The sequence below is a fragment of the Thermobifida cellulosilytica TB100 genome (assembly GCF_001517975.1).
GTDB classification, from domain to species: domain Bacteria; phylum Actinomycetota; class Actinomycetes; order Streptosporangiales; family Streptosporangiaceae; genus Thermobifida; species Thermobifida cellulosilytica.
The window spans coordinates 911,847-936,479 of sequence record NZ_KQ950180.1; the positions used below are offsets into that span (position 1 = coordinate 911,847).

Annotated in this window: 23 protein-coding genes, 1 pseudogene and 1 riboswitch; of the genes and pseudogenes, 14 read left to right on the forward strand and 10 right to left on the reverse strand. The window is 73.6% G+C overall.

Features of this window, described 5'->3' with window-relative positions; all coding sequences use genetic code 11:
• From AC529_RS20320 to AC529_RS03965, 7 genes and pseudogenes are all read left to right on the forward strand, one after another.
• Nucleotides 1-886: pseudogene (locus tag AC529_RS20320) on the forward strand (hypothetical protein); the annotation flags it as partial.
• 188 nt (nt 887-1,074) lie between these two features.
• Nucleotides 1,075-2,136: a FecCD family ABC transporter permease gene (locus AC529_RS03940; RefSeq protein ID WP_394326432.1), complete on the forward strand. Its 1,062-nt coding sequence runs from the start codon at nt 1,075-1,077 to the stop codon at nt 2,134-2,136.
• Entirely contained in the window at nt 2,133-3,173 is a 1,041-nt protein-coding gene (locus AC529_RS03945; protein WP_068753544.1) for a FecCD family ABC transporter permease, read from the forward strand. Before AC529_RS03940 ends, AC529_RS03945 begins: the two co-directional genes overlap by 4 nt.
• Nucleotides 3,174-3,189: 16 nt before the next feature.
• Nucleotides 3,190-4,026: an ABC transporter ATP-binding protein gene (locus AC529_RS03950; RefSeq protein WP_068753546.1), complete on the forward strand. Its 837-nt coding sequence runs from the start codon at nt 3,190-3,192 to the stop codon at nt 4,024-4,026.
• A gap of 102 nt (nt 4,027-4,128) precedes the next feature.
• Complete coding sequence (locus AC529_RS03955; RefSeq protein ID WP_068753548.1) at nt 4,129-4,617, forward strand: DUF6069 family protein; 489 nt, start codon at nt 4,129-4,131, stop codon at nt 4,615-4,617.
• 86 nt (nt 4,618-4,703) lie between these two features.
• The gene (locus AC529_RS03960; protein WP_068753551.1) at nt 4,704-7,034 is read left to right on the forward strand and encodes a hypothetical protein; all 2,331 of its coding nucleotides are present in this window, start codon (nt 4,704-4,706) and stop codon (nt 7,032-7,034) included.
• Between the two features lie 376 nt (nt 7,035-7,410).
• Nucleotides 7,411-7,761, forward strand: coding sequence for an STAS domain-containing protein (locus AC529_RS03965; RefSeq protein ID WP_068753552.1), 351 nt, complete (start codon nt 7,411-7,413; stop codon nt 7,759-7,761).
• A 34-nt stretch (nt 7,762-7,795) separates the two neighbouring features.
• On the opposite strand, the gene AC529_RS03970 is transcribed toward AC529_RS03965, so the two are convergent.
• The 4 genes from AC529_RS03970 to AC529_RS03985 all read right to left on the reverse strand — a co-directional run bounded on the left by AC529_RS03970 (nt 7,796) and on the right by AC529_RS03985 (nt 11,567).
• Nucleotides 7,796-8,512, reverse strand: a complete 717-nt coding sequence (locus AC529_RS03970) for a M50 family metallopeptidase (protein ID WP_068753554.1) — start codon at nt 8,510-8,512, stop codon at nt 7,796-7,798.
• A gap of 130 nt (nt 8,513-8,642) precedes the next feature.
• A complete protein-coding gene (locus tag AC529_RS03975; RefSeq protein WP_068753556.1) occupies nt 8,643-9,563 on the reverse strand; it encodes a DUF4097 family beta strand repeat-containing protein in 921 nt (306 codons plus the stop codon).
• Nucleotides 9,564-9,594: 31 nt separating this feature from the next.
• Nucleotides 9,595-10,254 carry a response regulator transcription factor gene (locus AC529_RS03980; RefSeq protein ID WP_068753558.1) on the reverse strand — a complete coding sequence of 220 codons (660 nt, stop codon included), beginning with the start codon at nt 10,252-10,254 and terminating at the stop codon, nt 9,595-9,597.
• A 2-nt stretch (nt 10,255-10,256) separates the two neighbouring features.
• Entirely contained in the window at nt 10,257-11,567 is a 1,311-nt protein-coding gene (locus AC529_RS03985) for a sensor histidine kinase (RefSeq protein ID WP_068753560.1), read from the reverse strand.
• 190 nt (nt 11,568-11,757) lie between these two features.
• Between AC529_RS03985 and modA the strand changes: the two genes are divergently transcribed.
• The 3 genes from modA to AC529_RS04000 are packed head-to-tail and all read left to right on the forward strand — an operon-like array spanning nt 11,758 to nt 14,388.
• Nucleotides 11,758-12,513: a molybdate ABC transporter substrate-binding protein gene (gene modA, locus AC529_RS03990; protein ID WP_068753562.1), complete on the forward strand. Its 756-nt coding sequence runs from the start codon at nt 11,758-11,760 to the stop codon at nt 12,511-12,513.
• Nucleotides 12,491-13,321, forward strand: a complete 831-nt coding sequence (locus AC529_RS03995; RefSeq protein ID WP_068753564.1) for an ABC transporter permease — start codon at nt 12,491-12,493, stop codon at nt 13,319-13,321. The genes modA and AC529_RS03995 overlap by 23 nt, the downstream gene beginning before the upstream one ends.
• Entirely contained in the window at nt 13,318-14,388 is a 1,071-nt protein-coding gene (locus AC529_RS04000) for an ABC transporter ATP-binding protein (RefSeq protein WP_068753566.1), read from the forward strand. Before AC529_RS03995 ends, AC529_RS04000 begins: the two co-directional genes overlap by 4 nt.
• Before the next feature lie 40 nt (nt 14,389-14,428).
• Here AC529_RS04000 and AC529_RS04005 read toward each other — a convergent pair whose 3' ends face one another.
• From AC529_RS04005 to AC529_RS04030, 6 genes are all read right to left on the reverse strand, one after another.
• Nucleotides 14,429-14,869 (reverse strand): SRPBCC family protein, encoded by a 441-nt coding sequence (locus tag AC529_RS04005; protein ID WP_068753568.1) that lies wholly within the window; start codon nt 14,867-14,869, stop codon nt 14,429-14,431.
• Between the two features lie 42 nt (nt 14,870-14,911).
• Nucleotides 14,912-15,724: a TrmH family RNA methyltransferase gene (locus tag AC529_RS04010; RefSeq protein ID WP_198156282.1), complete on the reverse strand. Its 813-nt coding sequence runs from the start codon at nt 15,722-15,724 to the stop codon at nt 14,912-14,914.
• Nucleotides 15,725-15,765: 41 nt separating this feature from the next.
• Nucleotides 15,766-16,722, reverse strand: a complete 957-nt coding sequence (locus AC529_RS04015; RefSeq protein ID WP_068753570.1) for an NUDIX hydrolase — start codon at nt 16,720-16,722, stop codon at nt 15,766-15,768.
• Nucleotides 16,715-18,754 (reverse strand): RNA degradosome polyphosphate kinase, encoded by a 2,040-nt coding sequence (locus AC529_RS04020; protein WP_232306608.1) that lies wholly within the window; start codon nt 18,752-18,754, stop codon nt 16,715-16,717. Before AC529_RS04020 ends, AC529_RS04015 begins: the two co-directional genes overlap by 8 nt.
• A gap of 376 nt (nt 18,755-19,130) precedes the next feature.
• Nucleotides 19,131-20,042, reverse strand: coding sequence for a CPBP family intramembrane glutamic endopeptidase (locus AC529_RS04025; RefSeq protein ID WP_157080043.1), 912 nt, complete (start codon nt 20,040-20,042; stop codon nt 19,131-19,133).
• 84 nt (nt 20,043-20,126) lie between these two features.
• Nucleotides 20,127-20,606 carry a flavodoxin family protein gene (locus AC529_RS04030; protein WP_068753573.1) on the reverse strand — a complete coding sequence of 160 codons (480 nt, stop codon included), beginning with the start codon at nt 20,604-20,606 and terminating at the stop codon, nt 20,127-20,129.
• Between the two features lie 215 nt (nt 20,607-20,821).
• A riboswitch (cobalamin riboswitch) is annotated at nt 20,822-20,993 on the forward strand.
• 31 nt (nt 20,994-21,024) lie between these two features.
• Here AC529_RS04030 and AC529_RS04035 point away from each other — a divergent pair.
• The 4 genes from AC529_RS04035 to AC529_RS04050 are packed head-to-tail and all read left to right on the forward strand — an operon-like array spanning nt 21,025 to nt 24,626.
• Nucleotides 21,025-22,038 carry an ABC transporter substrate-binding protein gene (locus tag AC529_RS04035; protein ID WP_198156283.1) on the forward strand — a complete coding sequence of 338 codons (1,014 nt, stop codon included), beginning with the start codon at nt 21,025-21,027 and terminating at the stop codon, nt 22,036-22,038.
• Nucleotides 22,035-23,087 (forward strand): FecCD family ABC transporter permease, encoded by a 1,053-nt coding sequence (locus tag AC529_RS04040; protein ID WP_232306561.1) that lies wholly within the window; start codon nt 22,035-22,037, stop codon nt 23,085-23,087. Before AC529_RS04035 ends, AC529_RS04040 begins: the two co-directional genes overlap by 4 nt.
• On the forward strand, nt 23,080-23,886 hold the full coding sequence (locus tag AC529_RS04045) for an ABC transporter ATP-binding protein (protein ID WP_232306562.1): 807 nt from the start codon (nt 23,080-23,082) through the stop codon (nt 23,884-23,886). The genes AC529_RS04040 and AC529_RS04045 overlap by 8 nt, the downstream gene beginning before the upstream one ends.
• Nucleotides 23,883-24,626, forward strand: coding sequence for a (2Fe-2S) ferredoxin domain-containing protein (locus AC529_RS04050; protein WP_068753576.1), 744 nt, complete (start codon nt 23,883-23,885; stop codon nt 24,624-24,626). The genes AC529_RS04045 and AC529_RS04050 overlap by 4 nt, the downstream gene beginning before the upstream one ends.
• Nucleotides 24,627-24,633: the final 7 nt, after the last annotated feature.

The following is a 24,633-nucleotide window of genomic DNA, read 5'->3' on the forward strand; positions in this document are numbered from 1 at the left end:
TCCGGCCTGGGGCTCTCAGGAGGCCTCTTCGGAGACGACCGGTTCGTGGAACGCCCAGCCCTCCGCCGAGACCACCGGCTCCTGGAACGCCCAGCCCTCCGCCGAGACCACCGGCTCCTGGAACCCGCCCCCCACGGGCGGCACCTCCTCCTGGAACGCCCAGGACAACGAGCCCGACGCCAACACGGTCTGGAACACTCCCGCCTCCGGCAGTTCTCCGGCCTGGGGCTCCCAGGGCGCTTCTGCGGAGACCACCGGCTCGTGGAACACCCCCGCGGCCGACACCACCGGCTCGTGGAACCCCCAGCCCTCTTCGGAGACCACCGGCTCGTGGAACGCTCCCGCGGGCGACACCACCGGCTCCTGGAACACCGCGCCCACCGGCGGCGACGCCCCGCGCTACGGCGCGTCCCCGGACACGGGCTCCGACTCCCCCTTCGGCGGCTCGCCCACCTGGAACCCCCAGCCCTCTTCGGAGACCACCGGTTCCTGGAACCCCCAGCCCTCCGCCGAGACCACCGGCTCCTGGAACACCGCGCCCACCGGCGGCGACGCCCCGCGCTACGGCGCCGGGGACACCGGGAGCTTCTCGCCTCCCCCGTCCCCGTCCCACGGGGCGGCCCCCGCCTCCGGTGACGGCGCGGCCCCGCCCTACCGGCTCCCCTCGGAGCCCGGTCCCGGCGGCTACCGGCTGCCGTCGGACCCCGCTCCCGGGACCGGGAGCTCCCCTGGCGGGAGGCCTCGGCCCGGCGGCCTGCACGGCACCGGCGCCACCTACTACCCGGGCTACCGCGGGGACATCTTCACCTCGGATCCGGAGCACGACGGCACCGGGCGCGACCGCAGCGAGGACGATTCGCGGACGGATCCCCCGGGCTACCGCTGACCGGACCGGCCCCGGCAGGGCTTCCGGTTTCCTCCCCTTCAGCAAGGGACGCACCGTAGGTTAGCCTTGTCTAAGTTTCTGACGGTGTGTCCCCGGAGGACTACGGTGCCCCTGCCGTTGCGGTACTCCTGTGCCCGGATCGGCGTCCGGTGAGCCTGGAACGACTGGCCACGGTCGACGCCGACCGCATCGACCTCGACGACGCGTCCGCCGCCCGGGCCGCGCTCACCCGGCGCACCTCCGCCCGGGCCGCGGCCCACGCCCTGCGCGCCGGCGGGCTGCTGCTGGCGCTGGGGGTGCTGGCGCTGGCCGCGCTGCTCGGCCTGGCGGTGGGCGCCAAACCCATCCCGCCGGGCGTGGTGTGGGACGCGCTGTGGCACTTCGACGGCTCCTACGACCACACGGTGATCCGCGGGCTGCGCGTCCCCCGGACCGCGCTGGGGGTCGCGGTCGGCGCGGCCCTCGGCCTGGCCGGGGCGCTCATGCAGGCGCTGGTGCGCAACCCGCTGGCCGATCCCGGCCTGCTCGGCGTCAACATGGGGGCCACCACCGCCGTGGTGGCGGCGATCCACCTGTTCGGGCTGACCGGTGTCGACGTCTACGTCTGGTTCTCCTTCGTCGGCGCCGCGGCGGCCTCGGTCCTCGTCTACCTCCTGGGCAGCCGGGGGCGGACCGGTGCGACCCCGGTGCGGCTCGCCCTGGCGGGGACCGCCGTCAGCGCGGTGCTGCTGGGCGTGACCAACGGCGTCGTCCTGTTCGACGACTTCGTCTTCGAGGAGATCCGGTTCTGGCAGGTGGGCTCCCTGACCGGGCGGGACCTGGAGATCCTCGGCTCGGTCGCCCCGTTCCTCGTCGGCGGGGTGCTGCTCGCGCTGTCGCTGGGCCGGTCGCTGAACGCGATCGCGCTGGGCGAGGACCTCGCCGCCGCGCTGGGCGCGCGCATCGGCCGGGTGCGGGCGCTGACCGCGACCGCCGTGGTGCTACTGTGCGGGGCGGCCACCGCCGCCGCCGGGCCGATCGCGTTCGTGGGCCTGGCCGTGCCGCACGCGGCCCGTCTGCTCACCGGTCCGGACCAGCGCTGGCTGCTGCCCTACTCGGCGGTGCTGGGCGCGGTCCTGCTGGTGGCCTCCGACACGCTGGGACGGGTGGTGCTGCCCCACGGGGAGCTGGAGGTCGGCATCATCACCGCGCTGGTCGGCGCCCCCGTCTTCGTCTTCCTGGTCCGCCGTACGAGGATGCCGCGACTGTGACCGCTGTCCCCCTCCGCTCCGTCCGCCTGGGCCCGGTGTCGTTCCGGCTGCGCCCGCGCGTGCTCGCCGTCTGCCTCGCCCTGAGCGCCGTGGTCGTCGCGGCGCTGGTGGTCTGCCTCACGGTCGGCGACTACTCGATCACGTTGGAGAACGTGCTGGCCGCGCTGGCCGGCCGGGGAAAGCGGCTGGACCGCTTCTTCGTCCGCGAGGTCCGCCTGCCCCGGGCGCTCACGGCGGTCCTGGTGGGCGCGGCGCTGGGCACGGCGGGCGCGGTGTTCCAGAGCCTGTCGCGCAACCCGCTGGGCAGCCCCGACATCATCGGCTTCACCTCGGGGGCGTCCACGGGGGCGGTGCTGACCATCCTGGTGTTCGGCGGCGGCATGCTGTCCACGGCGCTGGGGGCGATGCTCGGCGGGGTGGGCACGGCCGCGCTCGTCTACCTGCTGGCCCTGCGGCAGGGCGTGCAGGGCTACCGGCTCGTCCTGGTGGGCATCGGCGTCAGCGCGCTGCTGGGCTCGGTGACGCAGTACCTCATCACCCGCGCCGAACTCACCGACGCGCTGTCCGCCCAGGTGTGGCTGATCGGTACCCTCAACTCGCGAGAGTGGTCGCACGTCGCCTCGGTCGGTGTCGGCTCCGCGGTGCTGATCCCGGTCCTGCTGCTGCTCGGCGGGCGGCTGCGGCTCATGGAGATGGGCGAGGACACCGCGCGGGCGCTCGGCGTGTCCGCGCAGCGCACCCAGGCGCTGGCGCTGGTCGCGGCGAGCACGCTGACGGGGGTGGCGATCGCGGTGTCCGGGCCGATCGCGTTCGTCGCCCTGGCCGCCCCCCAGTTGGCCCGGCGGCTGACCCGCGCCGACGGGACGACGCTGACCGCGTCCGCCCTCATGGGGGCGGCGCTGCTGCTCTGCTCGGACCTGGCGGCGCTGCGGCTGCTGGCTCCCGTGCAGCTTCCGGTGGGCGTGGTCACCACGGTCGTCGGCGGAACCTACCTGGTCTGGCTGCTGTACGCGGAGTGGCGGAGCGGCCGTGCCTGACAAACGAGGTGAGAACATGTCCCAGTCCCCGTCCTCCCGCCTGCGGGGAGAGGGCCTGACCCTGGCCTACGACCGGCGCGTCGTCTCCCGCAACCTGGAGGTCACCGTCCCGGACCGCTCCTTCACCGTGATCGTCGGCCCCAACGCCTGCGGCAAGTCCACGCTGCTGCGCGCGCTGTCGCGGATGATCCGGCCGTCGGAGGGGGCGGTGTACCTGGACGGCAAGGCCATCCACTCGTACCCGTCCAAGGAGGTGGCGCGGCGGCTGGGCCTGCTGCCGCAGACGTCCGTGGCTCCGGACGGCATCACCGTGGCCGACCTGGTGGCGCGGGGCCGCTACCCCCACCAGCGGCTGCTGCGGCAGTGGTCGCGGGAGGACGAGCGGGTCGTCGCCGAGGCGATGGCGGCCACCCGGGTCTCCGACCTGGCCGACCGGCTGGTGGACGAGCTGTCGGGCGGGCAGCGCCAGCGGGTGTGGCTGGCGATGGTGCTGGCGCAGCAGACCCCGCTGCTGCTGCTGGACGAGCCGACCACGTTCCTGGACATCGCCCACCAGTTGGACATGCTGGACCTCTGCGCCGACCTGCACCAGGAGCGCGGCCACACGCTGGTGGCGGTGCTGCACGACCTCAACCACGCCTGCCGGTACGCCACCCACCTGATCGCGATGAAGGACGGGGCGGTGGTCGCGCAGGGGGATCCGAGCCAGATCGTCACCGCCGAACTGGTGCAGGAGGTCTTCGGGCTGCCCTGCCGGGTGATCCCCGACCCGGAGACCGGTACCCCCCTGGTGGTGCCGAGCGACCGGAGGAAGCGGTCCGGCCGGTGGGCGGAGGTCCGCCAGGCGGGGTAGGAGGCGCCGCCTCTGCCAGCGGACTTGCCGCCAGGTTACCACTTGTATACAGGGGGTATATACCGAAACGACCATATAGGTGCCGTATCGGGGGGTAACGGCATGACCGAATATGGATTCGGCGCCGGGGGCGAGCGGCCCGTCAACGCGGTACGCCTGTGGGCGGGAGGACTGGCCACGGCCGTGGTCGCGGCGCTCGTCGTCCTCGCGGGAACCCTGCTCGTCAACGGCCTCCTCGGCGCATCGGCACCGTCCCCGGAGGACTCCTGGCAGTTCGGCGGGGCGGGCACGGCCGCCTACGCGGTCCTGGCTGCACTCGGCGCGCTGGCCGCCACCGGCCTGCTGCACCTGCTGCTGCCCCACACGCCCCGGCCGCTCAGCTTCTTCTGCTGGATCGTCGGCCTGGCCGTCGTGGTCGCCACGGTCAGCCCGTTCACCCAGGGCGTCCCGGCGGCGGCCGCGGTCGCGACGGCCCTGCTCAACCTGGCGGCCGGAGCCGTCATCCTGTCCCTGCTCAGCAAGGTGGGCGCGGCCGCGCGGGCGGAGCGCCGCACGCTGCCTCCGCAGCCCGCACGTCCCCGCGGAAACTGACGCCTCTCCGGCGGCGTTCCCCGTTCCGTAGCGCCCGGGTGACTTAGGGTGGTGGCCACGGCCTGATCGTGTGAGGGGGACCCGGCGTGGCTGGAGGCAGGTGGCTCGCCCATGTGCTGACCACGCTGGCTGTTCTGGCCGTCCTGGTCGGCATGGCGCCTCCGGCGGCCGCGGCCCCCGCCGCCGCCCCGCGCCGCGGGCCGGTGGTGCTGGTCGGCGTCCCAGGGCTGCAATGGCACGAGATCACCCCGCAGGTCACGCCGTACCTGTGGGAGCTGGCCGGGCGCAGCGCCATCGGCAACCTGTCGATCCGCACCGTCACCTCGCGCACCTGCCCGGTCGACGGGTGGCTGACCGTCTCGGCCGGGCAGCGCGCGGCGAGCGAGCGCCAGACCTACTCCATCTGCGAACTGCCGCTGCTGCCGGAGCCCGACGGCGTGGGCGCGGTCGTGCCCCACTACGCCGAGCACGTCTCCTACAACGCCGGGTCCCGGTTCGGCGCACGGGTGGGTCTGCTCGGCGACACGGTCCGCGCCCACGGCGGCACCACGCTGGCGGTCGGCCCGGGGGCGGCGCTGGCCGCCGCGGGCAGCGACGGGCGGGTCGACCGCTACCTGGACGACCCGGCCGAACTGGACCGCTCCTCGTGGGAGGGCGTCACGCTCGGCGTGGTCGACCTGAAGGACCTCGCCGACCTGTACCTCGACCCGCCGCCCTCGGCCGTCGTGGAGGAGGGGCTCGGCTACGGCACGGTGGACGGGGTCCCCCGGGACCTCCAGGGCAGCCTGCGCTTCCCCGACGCTCTGGACCTGTTGGCCGAGGAGGCCGCGGAGGAGGCCGAGCCGGAACCCGACCCCACCGAGTACAGCGAGCTCCAGGAGCGGCGGAGGCGGCTCGCCGCGATCGACGCCGACCTGGCCGCGGTGCACGCCAGCCTGCCGCCGCGCTCGACCCTGCTGGTCGCGGGGATCTCCGTGGAGGCCGGGGCCTCCAGCCTGAACGCCGCGCTGCTGCACGGCCCGGGGCCGGACGGCACCGACTTCGACGGCGGCTATCTGGTCTCCGAGTCCACCCGCCGGGCCGGCCTGGTGGCGCTGACCGACATCACCACCACCCTGCTGCACTCCCTGGGCACCCCGCCGGACCGGGGCACGGTGGGGCGGACCTGGCGGCAGGCGCCGCGTCCCGCGGCGCTGGAGGCGGCCGTGGACCGGCTGGTGGAGTTCACCACCGCCGCGGAGGTGGTGGAGTCGCTGGTGCCCGGGTTCTTCAGCGGGCTGGTGGCGACCCAGTTGTTCATCTACGTCTGCGCCGCCTACGCCCTCAACCGCTACGGCAGGCGGGACCGGGCCAAACGCCACCTGGTGCTGTCGGTGACCCGGGTGGTGGCGCTCGCCGGGGCCGCCTTCCCCGTCTCCAGCTACCTGGTCAACCTGGTGCCGTGGTGGTCGGCGGGCTTTCCGCAGGCGGCGCTGCTGGGCGGGGTGCTGCTGGCCGACGCGGCGATCGTGGCGGCCGCGCTCGCCGGGCCGTGGCGGCGGGACATCCTGGCGCCCACCACGGTCGTGGCGGCCGTGACCACCCTGGTGCTCTTCGTCGACCTGTGCACCGGGTCGGACCTTCAGATGAACTCGCCCACCGGGTACACGCCGATCGTGGCCGGGCGGTTCTACGGGCTCGGCAACATCGCCTTCGCCACCTTCGCCACGGGCATGCTGATGACCGCCGCGGGGATCGCGCACCCGCTGATCGCGCGAGGCCGCCGCGGCTGGGCGGTGGCGCTCTGCCTGCTCCTGGGGCTGGCGACGCTGTTCACGATCGGCTGGCCGGGGCTGGGCACCGACTTCGGCGGGGTGCTGGCGCTGGTGCCGGGCCTGGCGGTGACCCTGCTGATCGTCGCCGACCTGCGGGTGACGCCGGTGCGGCTGGCGCTGATCGGCGGCTCCGCGGTGGCCGCGATCGCCGCCCTGTCGTTCCTGGACTACCTGCGCCCGCTCAACGAGCGCAGCCACTTCGGCCTGTTCGCGGGCCAGGTCCTGGACGGCACGGCCTGGCCGGTGGTCTCCCGCAAGCTCGACGCGATGCTGGGCTCCCTGGGCAACTGGCAGTTGACGCTGCTGGCCGCGGCGGCGCTGCTGTTCCTGTTCGCCGTGTTGAACAACCCGCTGGACTGGCGGGTGGGCGTGCTGTGGCGGGTCTACGAGTACGCGCCGACCCTGCGGGCGGGGATCACCGGCTCGCTGGTGACCGGGCTGGCGGGGTTCGCGTTCAACGATTCGGGGATCGCCATTCCGGCGCTGGCGCTCACCGTGTCGGTGCCGCTCACCCTCGCCGCCTGCACCTGGGTCTTGCAGCGCACGGGGCCGTCGGCGGAGCCCCGGGCGGTCTCGGAGTGCGGTCGAACCGCGACTGTGTGAGCAAAACAGGCGAGAAAACCCCAAATCCGCCGACGGGCGTGTGGTATCGTCCGGGACGGACGTCGCCCTTCGGCGGCAGAGCAAGCAACGATCAGACGCAGCAGTGCCGCGTAGGACCATTCGAGAGTCCACCACCGCGCCGGGAGCGAACCGCCCCAGACGACTGATCACCACGGTCCGCGAAAAACTCGTAGCGTTCGGCGAGTCCGTGTCGTCGAAACGAGGAGTGGCACACATGAGACAGACCTCCCGGCCCGCTCGCATGCCTGCCAGCAGGTCCACCCGTGCCTCGTCCCCGCGTTCCGGCCGGTGGAAGGTCTGTTTCGCCGCGTCTCCCGGCCGGAAGCCAGCATCGGCGTATCTTTCCGGAGCCAGCATGTCCGCGTTGCAGATCACCGTTGACGAGCGCGACGGCGCCGCTGTCATCGTGCTCGGCGGAGAGATCGACATCGCCACCGAGCACGACTTCCGGGACGCGGTCGCCGCCGCCCTGGAAAAGCACCCGGGCGGCCGTGTCGTGCTGGACTGTTCCGGTCTCTTCTTCATCGACTCCAGCGGGCTTCGGGTGCTGGTACAGAGCTACCGGGCCGCCCAGGAACGCCACTGCCAGTTGTTCATCGCGGGGCCGTCCGAGCGGATCGCCAAGCTGCTGCGGGTCACCGCCATCGACACGCGCATTCCCGTCCACCCGACCGTGGCCGCGGCCCTGGAGGCGCCCGCCGCGTGACCCGGCGCGCGGCGCTCCCCGCACCGCCGCGCCGTCAGCGGAACAGCAGCAGCCACACGCCCAGCACCACCACGGCGATGTTGAACAGGCCGAAGAACATCACCCAGACGGTGCCGGGCACCCCGGTCAGCCGGTCGAGCTGGTCGGCGTCGGAGTGCGGGGACGGCTGGCGGCGGCGCTGGGACTGGAGTTCGAACACCGGGCGCACGCTCGCGAACAGCATGAACCAGGTGAACAGGTAGGCGAAGAAGCTCTGCACCTGGGCGGGGGTGAACCAGGAGACGAGGAAGACCACCGCCCCGGTGCCGACCACCGACACCACGCCGTAGACGTTGCGGATGAGCAGCAGCATCATCGCCAGCAGCAGGATGCTGATCCACAGCAGGCCGGTGATCCGCCCGGCGGTGAGCAGCACGATCCCGACGAGTCCCACCACGGCGGGCGCGGTGTAGCCCGCCAGGATCGTCACGATCATGCCGATGCCGTCGGGGCGCCCCCGGGAGACGGTGACGCCCGAGGTGTCGGAGTGGAGGCGGACTCCGGCCAGTTGGCGTCCGCTGAGCAGCGCCGCGAGCGCGTGGCCGCCCTCGTGGGCGATGGTGACCACGTTGCGGGCTATCCGCCACGCCCGGCCTCCTGTCGCCACCACGAGCAGCGCGATCACTCCGGTGGTGATGACGAGCCACAGCGGAGGCTCGGGCTGCACGGTGAAGACGTCCTGCCATACCCGGGCGAACGAGTTGTCTTCCATCGGCCCTCTTCCGTCTCGGCTGCTACGCACTCTAGCCATTTCGCCGTGCCCGCGGCGGTTCCGGGCCTGTCCGGCGAAACGGAATCGGCGCCGAAACCGCCCGCCCCGGCGGACGGAGCGGGCGGGAGGGTCACTGCGGCAGGACGGTGATCGACCCGGTGTCGCTGCGGGCCTCGATGCAGGGTTCGGCGCCGGAGGACTGGTCCACCGCGATGTTCTCCGCGCCGATGTCGGTCCGGGCGATCACCCGGTAGTCGGTGTCGGGCACCCGGAGTTCGATGTCCCCGATGTCGGTGGTGGCGGTCAGCGTCCGGAACTCGGTGTCGGTGTCGACCCGCACGGACCCGGTGTCGCTGCGCACCGTGGCGGTCTCGAACCCCGAGCCGATCCAGATGTCGCCGACGGCGGTCGTCGCCCGCACCTCGGCGGCCTCGAAGCCCGACAGGTCGACCGTTCCGGTGTCGCTGGTCGCGACGGCGGAAGGGCCGGAGCCCTCGGCGGTGATGTTGCCGGTGTCGCTCTCCAGGGTGATCCCGCCCTCGACGTCCGCCACCTGGATCGCCCCCGTGTCGGTGGTGACGTCGACCGGGGCGGAGACCCCGGTGACCTGGACGTCCCCGGTCAGGGCGACCACCGAGACCTCGGTGCCCTCCGGCACGGTGACCTTGTAGTCCACGGCGCAGCGGCCGAAGACGAGGGCGCTGCCGCAGCGGGCGGCGAGCCGCAGCCGGTCTCCCTGGGTCTGCGCCTTCTGCCCGGCCACGGCGGTCATGGAGGACCACATCCGCATCTCCACGGTGACCGTGTCGTCGTCCCCCACGACGACGGTGACGCCTCCTTCGGTCTGGTTGTCGATCTCCAGGACGGCCGAGGCGGGGAACTCCTGCGTCTCGGTGCTGGTCGTGGTGGCGACGGTGTTGAGGGCGCCCAGCGCGCCCACGCCGAGCGCGGCCAGGCCGATGCACGCGCCGACGATCAGCCAGCCCCGGCCCCGGCGGTCTCTCGGCGCCTTGCTCGACGAAGCGTAGAGTCCTCTGGCGGTAAAGGTCATCGCGGTTTCGCTTTCTTCGTGCGCGGGATGGTCACGACCGCCCCGAACTGGCTCTCAGGTACTGGAGGACCGCGAGCACCCGGCGGTGGTCGTGCGGGTCGGGAAGCAGGTCGAGCTTGGTGAAGATGGACCGGACGTGCTTCTCCACCGCGCGTTCGGTGATGACCAGCCGCTCGGCGATGCCCGCGTTGGTGAGTCCCTCGGCCATGGCCGCGAGCACCTCGGTCTCTCGCGGGCTCAGCCGGTCCAGCGCGTTGTCGGTGTTGCGGCTGAGCAGTTGCGCCACCACCTCCGGGTCGATGGCGGTCCCCCCGTCGGCGATGCGGCGCAGGGTCTCCAGGAACTCGTCGATGTCGGCCACCCGGTCCTTGAGCAGGTAGCCGACCTTCGCCGCGCCGCCGCCCAGCAGTTGCGCGGCGTAGGTGCCGACCACGTGCTGCGACAGCAGCAGGACCGCGACGTCGGGGTGCTCGGCGCGGATGCGGATCGCCGCGTGCATGCCCTCCTCCGAGTAGGTGGGCGGCATGCGGATGTCCACCAGGCACAGGTCCACGTCGTCGTGCTCGGCGACCGCGGCGAGCAGCGCGTCGGCGTCGCCGACCTGGGCGACGATCTCGATGCCCGCGTCCTCCAGCAGGCGGGCCATGCCGCCGCGCAGCAGTACCGAGTCCTCAGCGATGATCACGCGCACGGTTACGCCTTCCAGGGAATGTCGGCGGTGAGGACGGTCCCCTCACCGGGTGGGCTGTGCACGAACAGCGCGCCGTCGACCGCCTGCACCCGGTCGGACAGCCCGTGCAGTCCGGTGCCCGCGTCCGGGTCGGCGCCGCCGCGGCCGTCGTCGGTGACGGTGATGCGGAGCAGGTCGCCGCCGCGGCGGCGTGCCACCCGCTCGGCCCGCACCGTCACCGACGAGGCCCCGGCGTGCTTGGCGACGTTGGTGAGGGCTTCGCAGGCCACGTAGTAGGCGACGCCCTCGGCGCGCGGCGACGGCCGCTCGTCCAGGTCGACGTCGAGGCGGACGGGCACCGGGCAGCGTCCGGCGGCGACCGGGAGCGCGGCGTCGAGGCCGTGGTCGGTGAGCACCCGCGGGTGCAGCCCGCGGGCCACCTCCCGCAGGTCGGCCATGACCGCCCGGGACTCGCGCTGGGCCTCCTCCAGCAGTTGCCGGGCCTGCTCGGGGTCGCGTTCGAACTTGGCGCGCGCCCGCGCCAGGGTCATGGTGAGGGCCAGCAGCCGCTGCTGGGCTCCGTCGTGCAGGTCGCGTTCGATGCGGCGGCGCTCGGCCTCGGCCGCGTCCACCATGCGGGAGCGGGAGTCGCTGAGCTCCAGCAGCCGGCGGCGGACCCGCACCTGCGGGGAGTCGAACAGCACCCGCTGCATGATGCGGGCGTCGAGGCGGACCAGGTGCGGGGCGGCCCACAGGCCGCCCACCACCAGCGGCGGCCCCGCCAGCAGGCAGACCAGGACCGTGGCCAGGCTGGTGGTCTGCACCGACACGGTGCTCAGCAGGGTGACGGCCAGCGCGACCACGCCGCCGACCACCCCGCCGGCCCCGTAGGCGACCAGCAGCACGGTCAGGCCCCCGAACAGCAGGCCGGTGGCCCCGGCGACGGTGCTGTAGAGCACCGCGGTCCAGGCGTCCCGGCCGAGGACGAACCGCAGCGCGCGCAGCGGCGGCGGCGCGTCGCCGGCCTCGGGCACCGTGGTCTCCACGATGCCGAACAGCGAGCCCACCCGCTTCTTCTGGACCAGGGTGAACAGCCGGGACAGCAGCGTGGCCGCGGGCAGGGACACCAGGGTCAGGGCGGCCAGCAGGGGCAGCTCCCAGTCGAGGGTCACCAAGCCGAGCACGATCTCGGCCACCGTGGCCGACAGGGAGCCGACCACCAGCACCAGCAGCGCCGCGGGCGTCAGGTAGAGCAGGGACAGCGCGAACGAGGTGAACAGGTGGAGCACCGACACCAGGCGCTCCCGCCACGCCCCGAATCCGCCGTCCGTCATCCGTCTCACCTCCCGCGCTCCTCGACGAACCGCCGGTCGATTCTCAACCGTAGGCGGGCGTCGCACAGGGCGCACTGGCGGCACCACGCCGGAACGCGGTGGTGCCAGCACTACCAGGCGCCGGGGTGCTCTCGCAGGTCAGCCCCTGCCCGGCCGGGTCGGGGCGGGCGGGGCGCGGTAGGGTCGTCGCGTGAGACTCTCCCGGCTTGCCGCGCCACTGTGCGTCGCCCTGGCGGCCTGCGCGTGCGCGCCCGGCACGTCCGAGCAGGACGGGCGGACCCTCACCGTGTTCGCCGCCGCCTCCCTCACCGAGGTCTTCGGCGGACTGGGGGAGCGGTTCGAGGAGGAGCACCCCGGCGTCACCGTGGAGTTCTCCTTCGCGGGCAGCTCGGCCCTCGCCGAACAGCTCGTCCGGGGCGCGTCCGCCGACGTGTTCGCCTCCGCCGACACCGCCACCATGGACCGGGTCGTCGACGGCGTCGGCGTGTCCCTCGGCCCGGAGGTGTTCGCGCGCAACACGTTGCAGATCGCGGTGCCGCCGGACAACCCGGCCGGGGTCGGCTCGCTCGACGACCTCGCCGCGGACGGCGTCGCCGTGGTGCTGTGCGCCGAGGAGGTGCCGTGCGGCGCCGCCTCACGCACCGTGCTGGAGGCCGCCGGGGTCGCGGTGGAGCCGGTGTCCTGGGAGGAGGACGTGAAGGCCGCGCTGACCCGGGTGCGGCTGGGCGAGGCGGACGCCGCCCTGGTGTACCGCACCGACGTGCTGTCCGCCGGCGGCGGGGTGCTCGGCGTCGACTTCCCGGAGTCCGGGGAGGCCGTCAACGACTACGCGATCGGGGTGGTCGACGGCGGCCCCGAGCCGGGCCTGGCCGCGGAGTGGATCGCCCTGGTGGCCTCCCCCGAGGGGGAGAAGGTGCTGACCGATGCCGGTTTCGTCCTTCCCTGAGCGGGGTCGGCGGTCCGGGCGGCTGTCCGCGGGCCGCGTCCCCTGGCTCCTGGTGCTTCCCGCGCTGTTGGGCCTCGGCTTCCTGGTGCTGCCGCTGGCCGGGCTGCTGGTGCGCGCCCCGTGGTCCGCCCTGGGCGCCCGGCTGCTGTCGGCCGGGGTGCGCGACGCGCTGCTGCTGTCGCTGGGCACGGCGACCGCGGCGACCGCGGTCTCCCTGCTGCTGGGGGTGCCGTTGGCGTGGCTGCTGGCGCGCACCGGGTTTCCGGGGCGGCGCGTGGTGCGGGCGCTGGTCACGGTGCCGCTGGTGCTGCCGCCGGTGGTGGGCGGCGTGGCACTGCTGCTGGTGCTGGGCCGCAACGGCGTGCTCGGCCGGTACCTGTACGAGTGGACCGGGTACTCGCTGCCGTTCACCACGGCCGCGGTGGTGGTGGCGCAGGTGTTCGTGGCCATGCCGTTCCTGGTGATCAGTGTGGAGGGGGCGCTGCGCGGCGTGGACCGGCGCTACGAGGAGGCCGCGGCCACCCTGGGCGCGACCCGCTGGACGGTGTTCCGCCGGGTGACGCTGCCGATGGTCGCCCCGGGCGTGCTGGCGGGCGCGGTGCTGTGCTGGTCGCGGGCGCTCGGCGAGTTCGGCGCGACCATCATGTTCGCGGGCAACTTCCCCGGCCGCACCCAGACCATGCCGCTGGCGGTGTACCTGGAGATGCAGCGCAGCCCGGAGGCGGCGATCGTGCTCAGCCTGGTGCTGCTGGCGGTGTCCGTGCTGGTCCTGGTGCTGCTGCGGGACCGCTGGACGGGGACGCCGTGAGCTCCGGCGGTCCGGGGGCGGCCGTGCTGGACGCGCACCTGGTGGTGCGCCGTCCCGGCTTCGGGCTGGACGTGCGGCTGCGCGTGGCACTCGGCCAGGTGCTGGCGCTGCTCGGCCCCAACGGGGCGGGCAAGTCCACGGCGCTGCGCGCGCTCGCCGGGCTGGTGCCGCTGTCGGAGGGGCACGTCCTGGTGGACGGCGCGGACGTGACGACCGCGCCCGCCGAGCGGCGCCCGGTCGGCATGGTGTTCCAGGACTACCTGCTGTTTCCGCACCTGAGCGTGGTGGAGAACGTCGCGTTCGGGCCGCGCTGCCGGGGGGTGCCCGCGCGGCGGGCCCGCCGTCTCGCCCTGGACCTGCTGGCGGAGGCGGGCCTCGACGGGTACGCGGCGGCGCGGCCGGGCGCGCTGTCCGGCGGCCAGCAGCAGCGGGTGGCGCTGGCCCGGGCGTTGGCGGTGCGCCCGCGGCTGCTGCTGTTGGACGAGCCGATGGCGGCGCTGGACGCGCACACGCGGGTGTCGGTCCGCACGCAGTTGCGCCGCCGCCTGGCGGCCTTCGCCGGGGCGACCGTGCTGGTCACCCACGACCCGCTGGACGCGATGGTGCTCGCCGACCGGGTGCTGGTGCTGGAGGGCGGCGCGGCCGTGCAGGAGGGCTCGCCCGCCGAGGTGGCCCGGCGGCCCCGCACCGGGTACGTGGCCCGGCTGGTGGGGGTGAACCTGTACCGGGGGCGCGCCTCGGGTACGCGGGTGCGGCTGGCCGCCTCCTCGGGCGAGGGGGCGGTGCTGACCGTGGCGGAGTCCGTGGAGGGGGAGGTGTTCGCCGCGTTCCCGCCGCGCGCCGTCGCCCTGTACCGGGAGCGGCCCGCGGGCAGCCCGCGCAACGTGTGGCCGCTGACCGTGGACGGCGTGGAGCCCTTCGGCGACCGGGTGCGGGTGCACCTCACCGGCGTCCTGGAGGTGAACGCCGACATCACGGCGGCCGCGCTCGCCGAACTGGCGCTGTCCCCGGGGGTCCGGGTGTGGGCCGGGGTGAAGGCGACGGAGGTGGAGTGCTATCCGGCGTGACCGGCGGACCGGTCACCGGCGGGAGGTCCGCCGCTGCCGGCTACGCCTCCAGCAACTGCTTGAGCCGTTGCAGGCTGGCCTCGATGGCGCGGGCGTTGCGCGACGGGTAGCCGACGAGCCGGTAGAGGAAGGCGTAGGGGCCCGCGTGCGAGTAGTCGAAGGTCTCGGTGACCCGGGTGGTGTTCTCGTCGACCGGCTCCAGCTCCCAGCGCCAGCGGTGCGGCCCGAAGTGCCGCCAGGCGATGCGGCGGTCCGGTTCGTACTCCACGACCCGGTTCCTGGTCCGGTAGGGGATGCCGAGCAGTCTCATGCTCATGCCGAACGTCGAGCCGGCCTCCAGCCGCTCCGGCCCGTACAGGTTGCCGCGGACCATGGCGGAGCCGTCGATGTCGGGGTGGCGGCGCGGATCGGCGATGATCGCGAAGATCTTCTCCGCGGGGGCGGCGATGACTGCGCTTCGGGACACCTTGCGTTCGTCCATGCCGACAATCTACCTGTTCCACCCCGTTTTGATTACCCTCCGTCACCTGCGGAAATCCGGGGCGTGCCGTCTGACCTCGTAGAGCACGACGCCCGCGGCGACGGCGAGGTTGAGGGACTCGGCGGTGCCCGTCATGGGGATGCGCACCCGCAGGTCGGCGCGGTCCAACAGGTCGTCGGGGAGTCCGTCGCCCTCGCTGCCGAGCAGGACGGCCAGCGGCGGCCGGTACTCGGCACTCCAGTGGTCGGCGTCGGCGTACCCGGAGGTGGCGACCACCTGCACGCCGTGCCGTTTCGCCCAGTCGAGGAAGGCGTCCGCGTCGCGGGCGTGCGCCACGTCCACGGCGAACAGGGACCCCATGCTGGCCTTCACCGCCGCCGGGGCGTACGGGTCGGCGGTCTCCCCCACCAGCACCACGCCCGCGCCGCCCACCGCGTCCACGGTGCGGACGACCGTGCCGAGGTTGCCGGGGTTGCCCACCCGGTGCAGCACCGCGAAGACCGCGCCCGGCTCCACGGCGAGGTCGTCCAGGCGGGTGCTGCGGCTCCGGACGATCGCGGCCACCCCGGCGGGGCCGTCCCGCTCGGACAGCCGCGTGAACAGCTCGGCGCTGAGCCGGGCCACCCGCGTGCCGCGCGCCTCCTGCTCGGCGACCAGTCCGGCGGCCGTCCGGCTGAGCAGGTCGGGGGCGACGACGAGGGTCTCCACCTCCCATCCGGCCTCCACGGCACGCCACACCGGCTGGGCGCCCTCCACCAGGAACACGCCCTCCCTGCGGCGGTACCGGCGGGAGGACATCTGCCGTATCCGCTTCACCAGCGGGTTGGCGGCACTGACGATCACGTCGCTCTTCACGTTCTCCTCCTCCGCGGCCGTCCCGGGAGCCGCGTCTCCTGTCAGGCCCGGCCGTGCCGCTCCGCCGCGGCCAGGGAGCCGTCCCGGGCGTCGAGGTGGAACACCCAGAAGGCACCCTTGACCAGCGACAACTGCTGCGGGACGGGGGCGCCGGACCGTTCGAACGCCTCGCGCATGAGGTCGGCCACCAGTTCCCCGTGCGTGCACACCAGGGTCGGCCGCCGCTGCTCCAGCAGCTCCCGGAACGCCTCGCGGGCGGCTCCGCTGTCGTAGGGGTCGCCCGCGGCGTGGCGCGCGCCGAGGGTGAACGCGTTCTCGGTGCGGATGTGCACCGCGTGGGCGACCGCGTAGGGCGTGACGGTCTCGGTGCAGCGCGCGGCCGCGGAGGAGACCACCCGCAGCGGCCCGAACGCGCCGAGCACCCCGGCCAGCTCCAGGGCCTCGGCGCGGCCGGTCTCGTCCAGCGGGCGCAGCAGGTCGGGGCCGCGCCAGGCGGCCTTGTCGCCCGCGGCGGCGTGCCGCAGCAGGACCAGCGGGACCGTGCGCGCCGGACCGGCCTGGAAGTCGTCCAGCACCCGTACGTCGTGGTCGTGGGTGAGGCGGTCGCGGGCCTCGGCCACGGGCAGCCACTCCACCGCGTCCACCTCGTCGTCGGGCGTGAACCGCGAGCTGTCCGAGGCGGCGGTGGCCGCCCACCACTCGACCTGCTTGGGCCAGCCGTTCCTGAGGTAGCGCTGCGACGGCAGACGGCGGCCCAGCACCGGGTGCACGCCGGTCTCCTCGCGGACCTCGCGCACCGCGGCGGCGAGGAGGTGCTCGCCGCTCCTGGGTTTGCCCTTGGGCAGCGTCCAGTCGTCGCGGCCCGGCCGGTGGACGAGTGCGACCTCGCGCCCGCGGTCGGTGTCCCGCCACAGCACCGCGCCCGCGGCCTGGACAGGTTCGAGGTGGCCGCCGGGTGCGGCGGCCGGTGCGGCGGTCTGGGTGTCCGGTTCAGCCATCGACGACTCGCAGGTGTCGGTCACCGCGCAGGGTGGTTTGCAGGTCGCGCAGCCGGTTGCCCTCCTCGTCGTGGGTGAGGCGGGTCCAGCTCCCGTCCGGTTCGAGGCGCCACGACGACGTGCTGTCGGCCATGGCCAGGTCCATCAGGGCGACCAGGCGGGCGCGCTGCTCCGGCTCGACGATCCGGACCAGCGCCTCGACCCTGCGGTCCAGGTTGCGCGGCATGAGGTCGGCGCTGCCGATCCAGACCTGCGGTTCCCCTCCATTCTCGAAGACGAAGACGCGGGAGTGTTCCAGGAACCGTCCGAGGATACTGCGCACCCGGATCGTCTCCGACAGTCCCTGCACCCCCGGGCGCAGCACGCAACTGCCGCGCACCCACAGGTCGACGGGGACCCCGGCGCGGGAGGCGGTGTAGAGGGCGTCGATGACCTCCTCGTCCACCAGCGAGTTGACCTTGATCCGGATCCGGGCGGGCTGGCCCCGGGCGTGGTTGGCGATCTCGTGCTGGATCTGGCGCATCAGCGCCTCGCGCAGCGCGTACGGGGCGACCAGCAGCCGCCGGTAGTGCTTCTTGCGGGAGAAGCCGGTGAGGTGGTTGAACAGGTCGCTGAGGTCCTCGCCGACCTCCGGGTCGGCGCTGAACAGCCCGAAGTCCTCGTAGACGCGGGCGGTGCTCGGGTTGTAGTTGCCGGTGCCGATGTGGCAGTAGCGCCGCAGGCTGCCGTCGTCCTCCTGGCGGACCACCAGCGCGATCTTGCAGTGGGTCTTGAGGCCGACCACGCCGTAGACCACGTGGCAGCCGGCCTCCTCCAGCTTGCGCGCCCAGCGGATGTTGTTCTGCTCGTCGAAGCGGGCCTTGATCTCCACGAGGACGACGACCTCCTTGCCCGCGCGGGCGGCCTCGATGAGGGAGTCGACGATCGGGGAGTCGCCGCTGGTGCGGTACAGGGTCTGCTTGATCGCCACGACCTTGGGGTCGGACGCGGCCAGTTCGACGAACCGCTCGGTGGTGGTGGCGAACGACTCGTAGGGGTGCTGGACGAGCAGTTCGCGCTCGCGCACCACCGCGAAGAAGTCGTTCTGGGCGAGGGCGCGCGGCTCCACCGGGACCATCGGCGGGTACTTGAGCTCGGGCCGGTCCAGCCTGTGCAGTTGGGCGAGCCCGGCGAGGTCCAGCGGCCCGGGGACGCGGTAGATCTCCTCCTCGACCGCGCCCAGCTCCTCGCGGAGGATGGCGAGGATCCCGTCGGAGATGGTCTCCTCGACCTCCAGGCGCACCAGCGGGCCGAACCGGCGGCGCAGCAGCTCCTGCTCCAGGGACTTGACGAGGTCGTCGGTCTCGTCCTCGTCCACCTCCAGGTCGGCGTTGCGGGTGACCCGGAACGCGTGGTGCTCCTGGATCTCCATGCCCTCGAACAGTTGCGGCAGGTGCGCGGAGATGACGTCCTCGACCGGGACGAAGCGCTGCCCGTCGAGTTCGATGAAGCGCGGCAGCACCGAGGGGACCTTGATGCGGGCGAACGTCTGCCGGCCGGTGTGGGGGTCGCGCACGGCGACCGCGAGGTTGAGGGAGCGTCCCGAGATGTAGGGGAAGGGGTGGGAGGGGTCGACCGCGAAGGGGGTGAGCACCGGGTAGATGGTGCGGCGGAAGAAGCGGTGCAGGTACTGAGCCTCGTCCCTGGTGAGGTCGTTCCAGCGCACGATGCGGATCCCGGCCTCGGCCAGCGCGGGCGCCACCGAGGAGTGGAAGCACTTGGCGTGCCGCTCCATCAGTTCGTGGGTGACCTCGCTGATCGCGCTCAACTGCGCGCGGGGGCTCTGCCGGGAGGCGACCGTGACGCCGGTGGCCAGGCGGCGCTTCAGCCCGGCGACGCGGACCATGAAGAACTCGTCGAGGTTGCTGGAGAAGATGGACAGGAACAGGGCGCGTTCCAGCAGCGGCTGTTCGGTGTCCTCGGCGAGTTCCAGCACCCGCTGGTTGAAGCGGAGCCAGCCGATCTCGCGGTTCATGAAGCGGTCGGCGGGCAGCGGGGCCGCCTGTGCCGGGAAGTCGGCCTCCGCTCCCGCGGTCGCAGGCCTCTTCCTCTCCACGGACTGCTGTCCTCGCCTCATGGTGTTCTCCCGGCCGCACGCGCTCCTCGGTCCGCTGTCACCCCCCAGGGCAGCATGCCCGGTGACGGTTTGCTCAAAAACCGGCTCCAGCGACCTTCGACTCCTGCTTGCCCACGCTTCGGTGCTACGGGCGGCCGGACTCGCGGCCCGACCGTTCCATATCTCCGATTTCGTCGTATAACACGGCAACCACCGGAACACCCTGTTTTTTCCCGAAATCCAGGAGTGACTTCTGTCCCGGAGGTCCGGGTGTGCCGGAATTCCGCGGCGTGCCGGAAGCGGCCGAGCGGCGTCACATGGCGATCGCGGGCCCCACGAGCGCGGTGAGCAGGCCCGTGCGCAGCGCGACGTTGAGCCAGATGTTGCGGTAGCGCGCCCACAGGTAGCCGTAGCACAGCCCGAGGACCCCGTAGGCGGCGACGGACACCGCGTAGTCGCCGCCCGCGGCGTGCGCGTCGAGGCGGAAGAAGTCGGCGTAGCCGTCGAGGGCCGCGTAGGAGGCCGCGAACAGCAGCGCGACCAGCACGATCCCGGCGCCGCGGCCCAGCACCGCCTCCAGTCTGGTCTGCAACAGGAAGCGGAAGAAGATCTCCTCGGGGAGGGCCACGACCAGCAGGACCGCCAGGGCGCCCAGCAGCAGTTGCGCCGCGTCCAGGCCGGTGAGCGCAGGCCACCGGTACTGCACGACGACGGCCAGCGCGGCGGCCGCCGGCACCGCCCCCCACCAGCGCCACGCCTCTCCGACGCGCACCGCCAGCACCTGCATCTGCGAGACGCGGCCCACCCGCAACTGCCCGGCCCGGTCCACCAGCAGGACGGGCAGCAGCCCCAGGAAGACCGCCCTGGCCACGGGGGCGCCCAGGACGTACAGGGCGTCGTCGAAGACCCCGAACAGCCGGGCGAGCAGGACCGCGCCCACGGGGAACGCGACCAGGCACAGCAGCAGCCGGATCAGCTCGCGGCCGAGCAGGTGGCCCCGGAGCGCCAGGGCAACCCGGTCGTCGAGCTCGGTCCGGCCGCGGTCCGGCGGCAGCAGCGCGGCCAGCGCGATGCCCACGGCGGCGGGCGCCCAGCACATCCACACCAGGAAGACCAGGCCGCGGGTGTCGATCCAGGAGGTCCCCGCGGCGGCGACCGTGGCGATCAGGCAGGCCGCGATCACGGCGGCCCCCGCCCAGAGCACCCACGCGCCTACCCGTTCCACCGGTCCCCCTCGACAGCCGGACCTCCAGTCTGCCCCGAAGCAGGCCGAACGCCGTGGCAGGGACGCGGGATGTCGGGGGTCCGGTCAGGTTGCGCGCCGCGCTGCCTCCGCGTGTTCGGCGGCGGCCAGCGCGGTGACCGCGCCCAGCTCCCAGCAGGCCTCGCGGTCGGCGCGGGTGAGGTCGCCGACCACGGTGACCGGCGGCCGGTGGCGGCGCCAGGACAGGCCCGTGGCGATCGACTCGACGGCGCGGACCGCCCCGGTGGTGTCGTTGTTGCCGTGCACGTACAGCGCGTAGGGCAGGCCGGCGGTCTCGGCCAGGCACGGGTAGTACACGGTGTCGAAGAAGACCTTGAGGGCACCCGACATGTAGCCGATGTTGGCGGGGGTACCCAGGACCACCGCGTCGGCGGCGAGCACGTCCACGGCCGTGGCGGCCAGCGCCGCGCGGGTCACCACCTCCACGCCCTCGACCTCGTCGGTGCGCGCCCCCTCCAGCACCGATTCCAGCATCGCCTGGGTGGAGGGGGACGCGGTGTGGTGCACGATCAGCAGGCGGGCCATGGTTCCAGTATCCCGATCCCGCGACGACCGCGCCGGGAAGGGGCCGTGGCACGCGGTCCGAAGGGCACCAACCAGTGGCGATCCTGTTTCCAGAGCCATTGGAGCGACCGGGAATGACCTTGGAAACAGGATCGCCGGTGGCTTCTCTCCCCCGGCACCCCGGGGACTGACCCGGTTCTACCAGGGGCGAACGGGACACCGAAACGGCGCTGCTGTACTGTCTCTAGTGCCGCGGTGCTCGGGAAGTCCGGTGCGAATCCGGACGCGGGACTCGCCACTGTATTCAGGTACTCCGCCGGTACGACGCCACTGGACACACCAGGTCTGGGAAGGCATCGGCGGGGGATCCCTGTGAGCCAGGAGACCGGCCGCGGTGTTTGCCCGACTTCCACGAGTTCCTTGGAAAGGCGGACCACCGGTGCACACCCGTGTCCCCCCTCCCCCGTCCCCGCTGCCGCGCCGCTTCCCCCTCCGCGCCCTGCCCCTGGCACTGCTGGCCCTGACCGCGTGCGGCGACCAGACCCCCGATTCCGGCCCCGCGCCCGCCGCGGCGGCCGTCACCGTGGCCAACTGCGGCCACACCGTCGCACTGGAGGCGCCCCCGCAGCGCGTCATCACCCTCAACCAGGGGGCGACCGAAATCGTCCTCGCCCTGGGCGCCGAGGAGCAGCTGGTGGGCACCGCCTACCTCGACGACGAGGTCAGCGAGGCATGGGCCGACGCCTACGCCCGGGTCCCCGTCCTGTCCGAGGAGTACCCCAGCCGCGAGGCAATCCTGGAGCAGCGCCCCGACCTGGTCGTCGGCTCCTACGCCAGCGCGTTCACCGACCAGGCCGCGGGCGACCGCGAGTCCCTCGACGGCCTCGGCATCGCCTCCTACCTGTCGCCGTTCGCTTGCCCCGACGACGCCGACGTCCCGGAGATCAGCTGGGACACCGTCCACCGGCAGATCGAGGAGCTGGCCCTGCTGCTGGGCCGCGAGGAGGAGGGGAACGCGCTGGTCGAGGAGCAGCGGGCCGTGCTCGACGAGATCCGCGGCCGTGCCCCCGCCGAGGGGCTGTCCGTACTGTGGTGGGACAACGACACCGACACCCCGATGGTCGGCGCGGGCGAAGGCGGCCCGCAGCTGATCCTCGACGCGCTGGGCGCCGCCAACGTCTTCGCCGACCTCTCCGGCGAGTGGGCGACGACCAGCTGGGAGTCCGTTCTGGAAGCCGACCCCGACCTGATCGTCCTCGTGGACGCATCGTGGGACACCGCCGAGGAGAAGACCGCATTCCTCCGCGAGGACCCGGCGCTGCGCGACCTCACCGCCGTACGGGAGGAGGCGTTCATCACCGTACCCTTCTCCACCAGCACTCCCGGGGTGCGCAACGTGGAGGCCGTGCAGCTGATCGACGCCCAGCTGGCCGACGGCGGAGGCCCGCGGTGAGCGTCCTCGTGAAGGCACGGCCCGGTGCCGCACCCCGGCTCACCGTTCTCGTCGGCGCGGCGGCGCTGGTGCTCAGCGCCGCCCTCGGCGTGGTGATCGGCACCGCGGACCTGTCCGTGGCCACCGTGTTCCGGGCGGTCGCCGCGCAGCTCGGCGCCGAGACCGGAATCGACACCCTGACCCGGCACATCGTCGTCGACCTGCGCGCGCCCCGGGTGGCGGCCGCGATACTGACGGGCGCCGGGCTCGCCGTGTGCGGCGGGGTCCTGCAGTCCCTCACCGGCAACCCCCTCGCCGACCCCTACCTGCTCGGCCTGTCGTCGGGGGCGCTGCTCGGCGTCTCGCTGAGCCTCTTTTTCGGGCTGGGCGCCGCCGGGGTGGCGGGATTCGGCGCGACGTCGGTGGCCGCGTTCCTCGGCTCGCTGGCCGCGCTGGCGCTGGTGTTCGCCCTGGCCTCCGCGCGGACGGGGGCACTGCCGACGTCGCGGCTGGTCCTCGCCGGGATCGCGGTGGGCCAGCTCGGCAGCGCGGTCGCCTCCGGCCTCGTCCTGGCCTCCGACCGGGACGCCGCCCGCAGGATCACCGAGTGGACGCTCGGCTCGGTCGCCGGGGCACGCTGGAACTCCCTCGCCGTCACCGCCTCGGTGGTGGCGGTGACCCTCGCCGTCGTCCTCTGGTACTCCCGGGACCTGGACTCCTTCGCGTTCGGGGAGCGCGCGGCGACGAGCCTCGGCACCGACGTGGCCGGCGTGCGCCGGGTGCTGTACTGCGCGGTGTCGCTGTGCACCGCGGTCCTCGTCGCGCAGGCGGGGATCGTCGGCTTCGTCGGCTTGGTGGTCCCCCACATCGCCCGGTTCCTCACCGGCGCGGGGCACCTGCGCCTGCTGCCGGCGAGCGCGCTGCTGGGCGCGCTGCTGCTGGTGTGGACCGACGTGCTGTGCCGCAGCGCGCTGCCCGACCGGGAGCTTCCGCTGGGGATCGTCACCGCCGTGCTCGGCGTGCCCGTGTTCGTCGTCCTGTTCCGCCGTCGGGGAGGCGCCCGTGGCTGACCTCCGTCCACCCGAGGTGGCGCTCCGCCGGGCCTCGTGGACCGTCGACGGCACTCCCGTCCTCCGGGAGGTCACGTTCACCGCTCCGGCGGGGCGGACGACCGGGCTCATCGGCCCCAACGGGTCGGGCAAGACCTCCCTGATCTCCCTGCTGGCCCGGTGGACCCGGCCGACGTCGGGGAGGGTACTCCTCGACGGGGTGGATGCGGGCTCCGTTCCGCTGCGGGAGTTCGCGCGACGCGTCGCCGCCCTGGAGCAGCACACCGCGACCGAACTCGACCTGACCGTCCGACAGGTCGTCGCGATGGGACGCGTCCCGCACAGCCGCCGTCTCGGCTTCGACCTGGACGGCGGGGACGACCCCGTGGTCGCCCGCGCCCTCGCCCGCGTCGGCGCGGCCGGGCTCGCGGACCGCCACTGGCACACCCTGTCCGGTGGGGAACGCCAGAAGGTGCAGGTGGCGCGGGTCTTGGCGCAGGAGCCGCGGGTCCTACTCCTCGACGAACTGGCGAACCATCTCGACCCGGCGGCCGGACTGCGGCTGCTCGACCTGGTGCGCGGGCTCGGACTCACCACGATCGGCTCGTTCCACGACCTCAACCTGGCCGCGATGTTCTGCGACCACCTGGTCGTGCTGCACCGCGGACGCGTGGTCGCCGAGGGAACGCCGCGGCAGGTCCTCACGCCCGCCCTGCTGGGCGAGGTCTACGGGGTGGAGGCGGTGGTGGACGACCACCCCGCCACCGGCGGTCCGCTCGTGGTGATGTGCGGCGCGGCCAGAGAGAAGGAGGAGGGATGAGCGCACCGGAGTGGATTCTCCTCACTGCCCCCGGCGACCTGGCCGTTGACCAGGAGGAGGTGCTCCGGCCACTGGCGGAGCGGCTCGCGGAGCGCTTCCCCGGCGTCCGCGTCCGCACCGCGCTGCTGCTGGGGAACGGGCCGACCGTCACGGAGGTGCTGGACGAGGCCGCCGCCGCGGGGGTGGCGGCCGTGACGGTCGTACACCCGCAGACGGTGGAGGACCGGGCGACCGCCGCGTGGCTGCGCCGGGTGGTCAGCCACTGGCTGCGGGAGGCGGACCCCGAGCGGGTGCCGCTGGTCCGGCTGGCACCGCCGCTGACGGGCGTGTCCGTGCTCGCCGACGCGGTGGGGCGGGCGGTCGAGGAAGCGGCGGAGTTCCCCGCGACGGGCGCGCCGCTGCTGTCGCCGGCGTGGCTGGCCCCACCCGACTTCACCCGCCACCTGCTGCTGTGCCGGGGGCCGCGCTGCTGTGCGCTGGGCGCGGAACGGGTCCACGTGGAACTGGTCCGCGCCGTGGAGCGGCACGGCGCGGCCGAGGACGACCACGTGCTCCTCACCCGCACCGGCTGCCTGTTCCCGTGCACGAACGGCCCGGTCGGCGTGGTCTACCCGGACGGCGTCTGGTACCGGCTGGCCGATGCGGACACCGTCGACCGGGTCGTCCGCGACCACCTCGTCGGGGGTGTGCCGGTCGCCGACGCCGCGTTCGCCCGCCGGCCGTCGGGGCCCGGGGAGTGAGCCGGGG

Bases quoted from the DNA above. Each gene is read 5' to 3' on its own strand.
- AC529_RS03950 (WP_068753546.1), top strand. From the start codon at position 3,190: ATGTCCCAGTCCCCGTCCTCCCGCCTGCGGGGAGAGGGCCTGACCCTG.
- AC529_RS03955 (WP_068753548.1), top strand. From the start codon at position 4,129: ATGACCGAATATGGATTCGGCGCCGGGGGCGAGCGGCCCGTCAACGCG.
- AC529_RS03965 (WP_068753552.1), top strand. From the start codon at position 7,411: ATGTCCGCGTTGCAGATCACCGTTGACGAGCGCGACGGCGCCGCTGTC.
- AC529_RS03970 (WP_068753554.1), bottom strand. From the start codon at position 8,512: ATGGAAGACAACTCGTTCGCCCGGGTATGGCAGGACGTCTTCACCGTG.
- AC529_RS03975 (WP_068753556.1), bottom strand. From the start codon at position 9,563: ATGACCTTTACCGCCAGAGGACTCTACGCTTCGTCGAGCAAGGCGCCG.
- AC529_RS03985 (WP_068753560.1), bottom strand. From the start codon at position 11,567: ATGACGGACGGCGGATTCGGGGCGTGGCGGGAGCGCCTGGTGTCGGTG.
- AC529_RS03995 (WP_068753564.1), top strand. From the start codon at position 12,491: ATGCCGGTTTCGTCCTTCCCTGAGCGGGGTCGGCGGTCCGGGCGGCTG.
- AC529_RS04005 (WP_068753568.1), bottom strand. From the start codon at position 14,869: ATGGACGAACGCAAGGTGTCCCGAAGCGCAGTCATCGCCGCCCCCGCG.
- AC529_RS04015 (WP_068753570.1), bottom strand. From the start codon at position 16,722: ATGGCTGAACCGGACACCCAGACCGCCGCACCGGCCGCCGCACCCGGC.
- AC529_RS04030 (WP_068753573.1), bottom strand. From the start codon at position 20,606: ATGGCCCGCCTGCTGATCGTGCACCACACCGCGTCCCCCTCCACCCAG.
- AC529_RS04050 (WP_068753576.1), top strand. From the start codon at position 23,883: ATGAGCGCACCGGAGTGGATTCTCCTCACTGCCCCCGGCGACCTGGCC.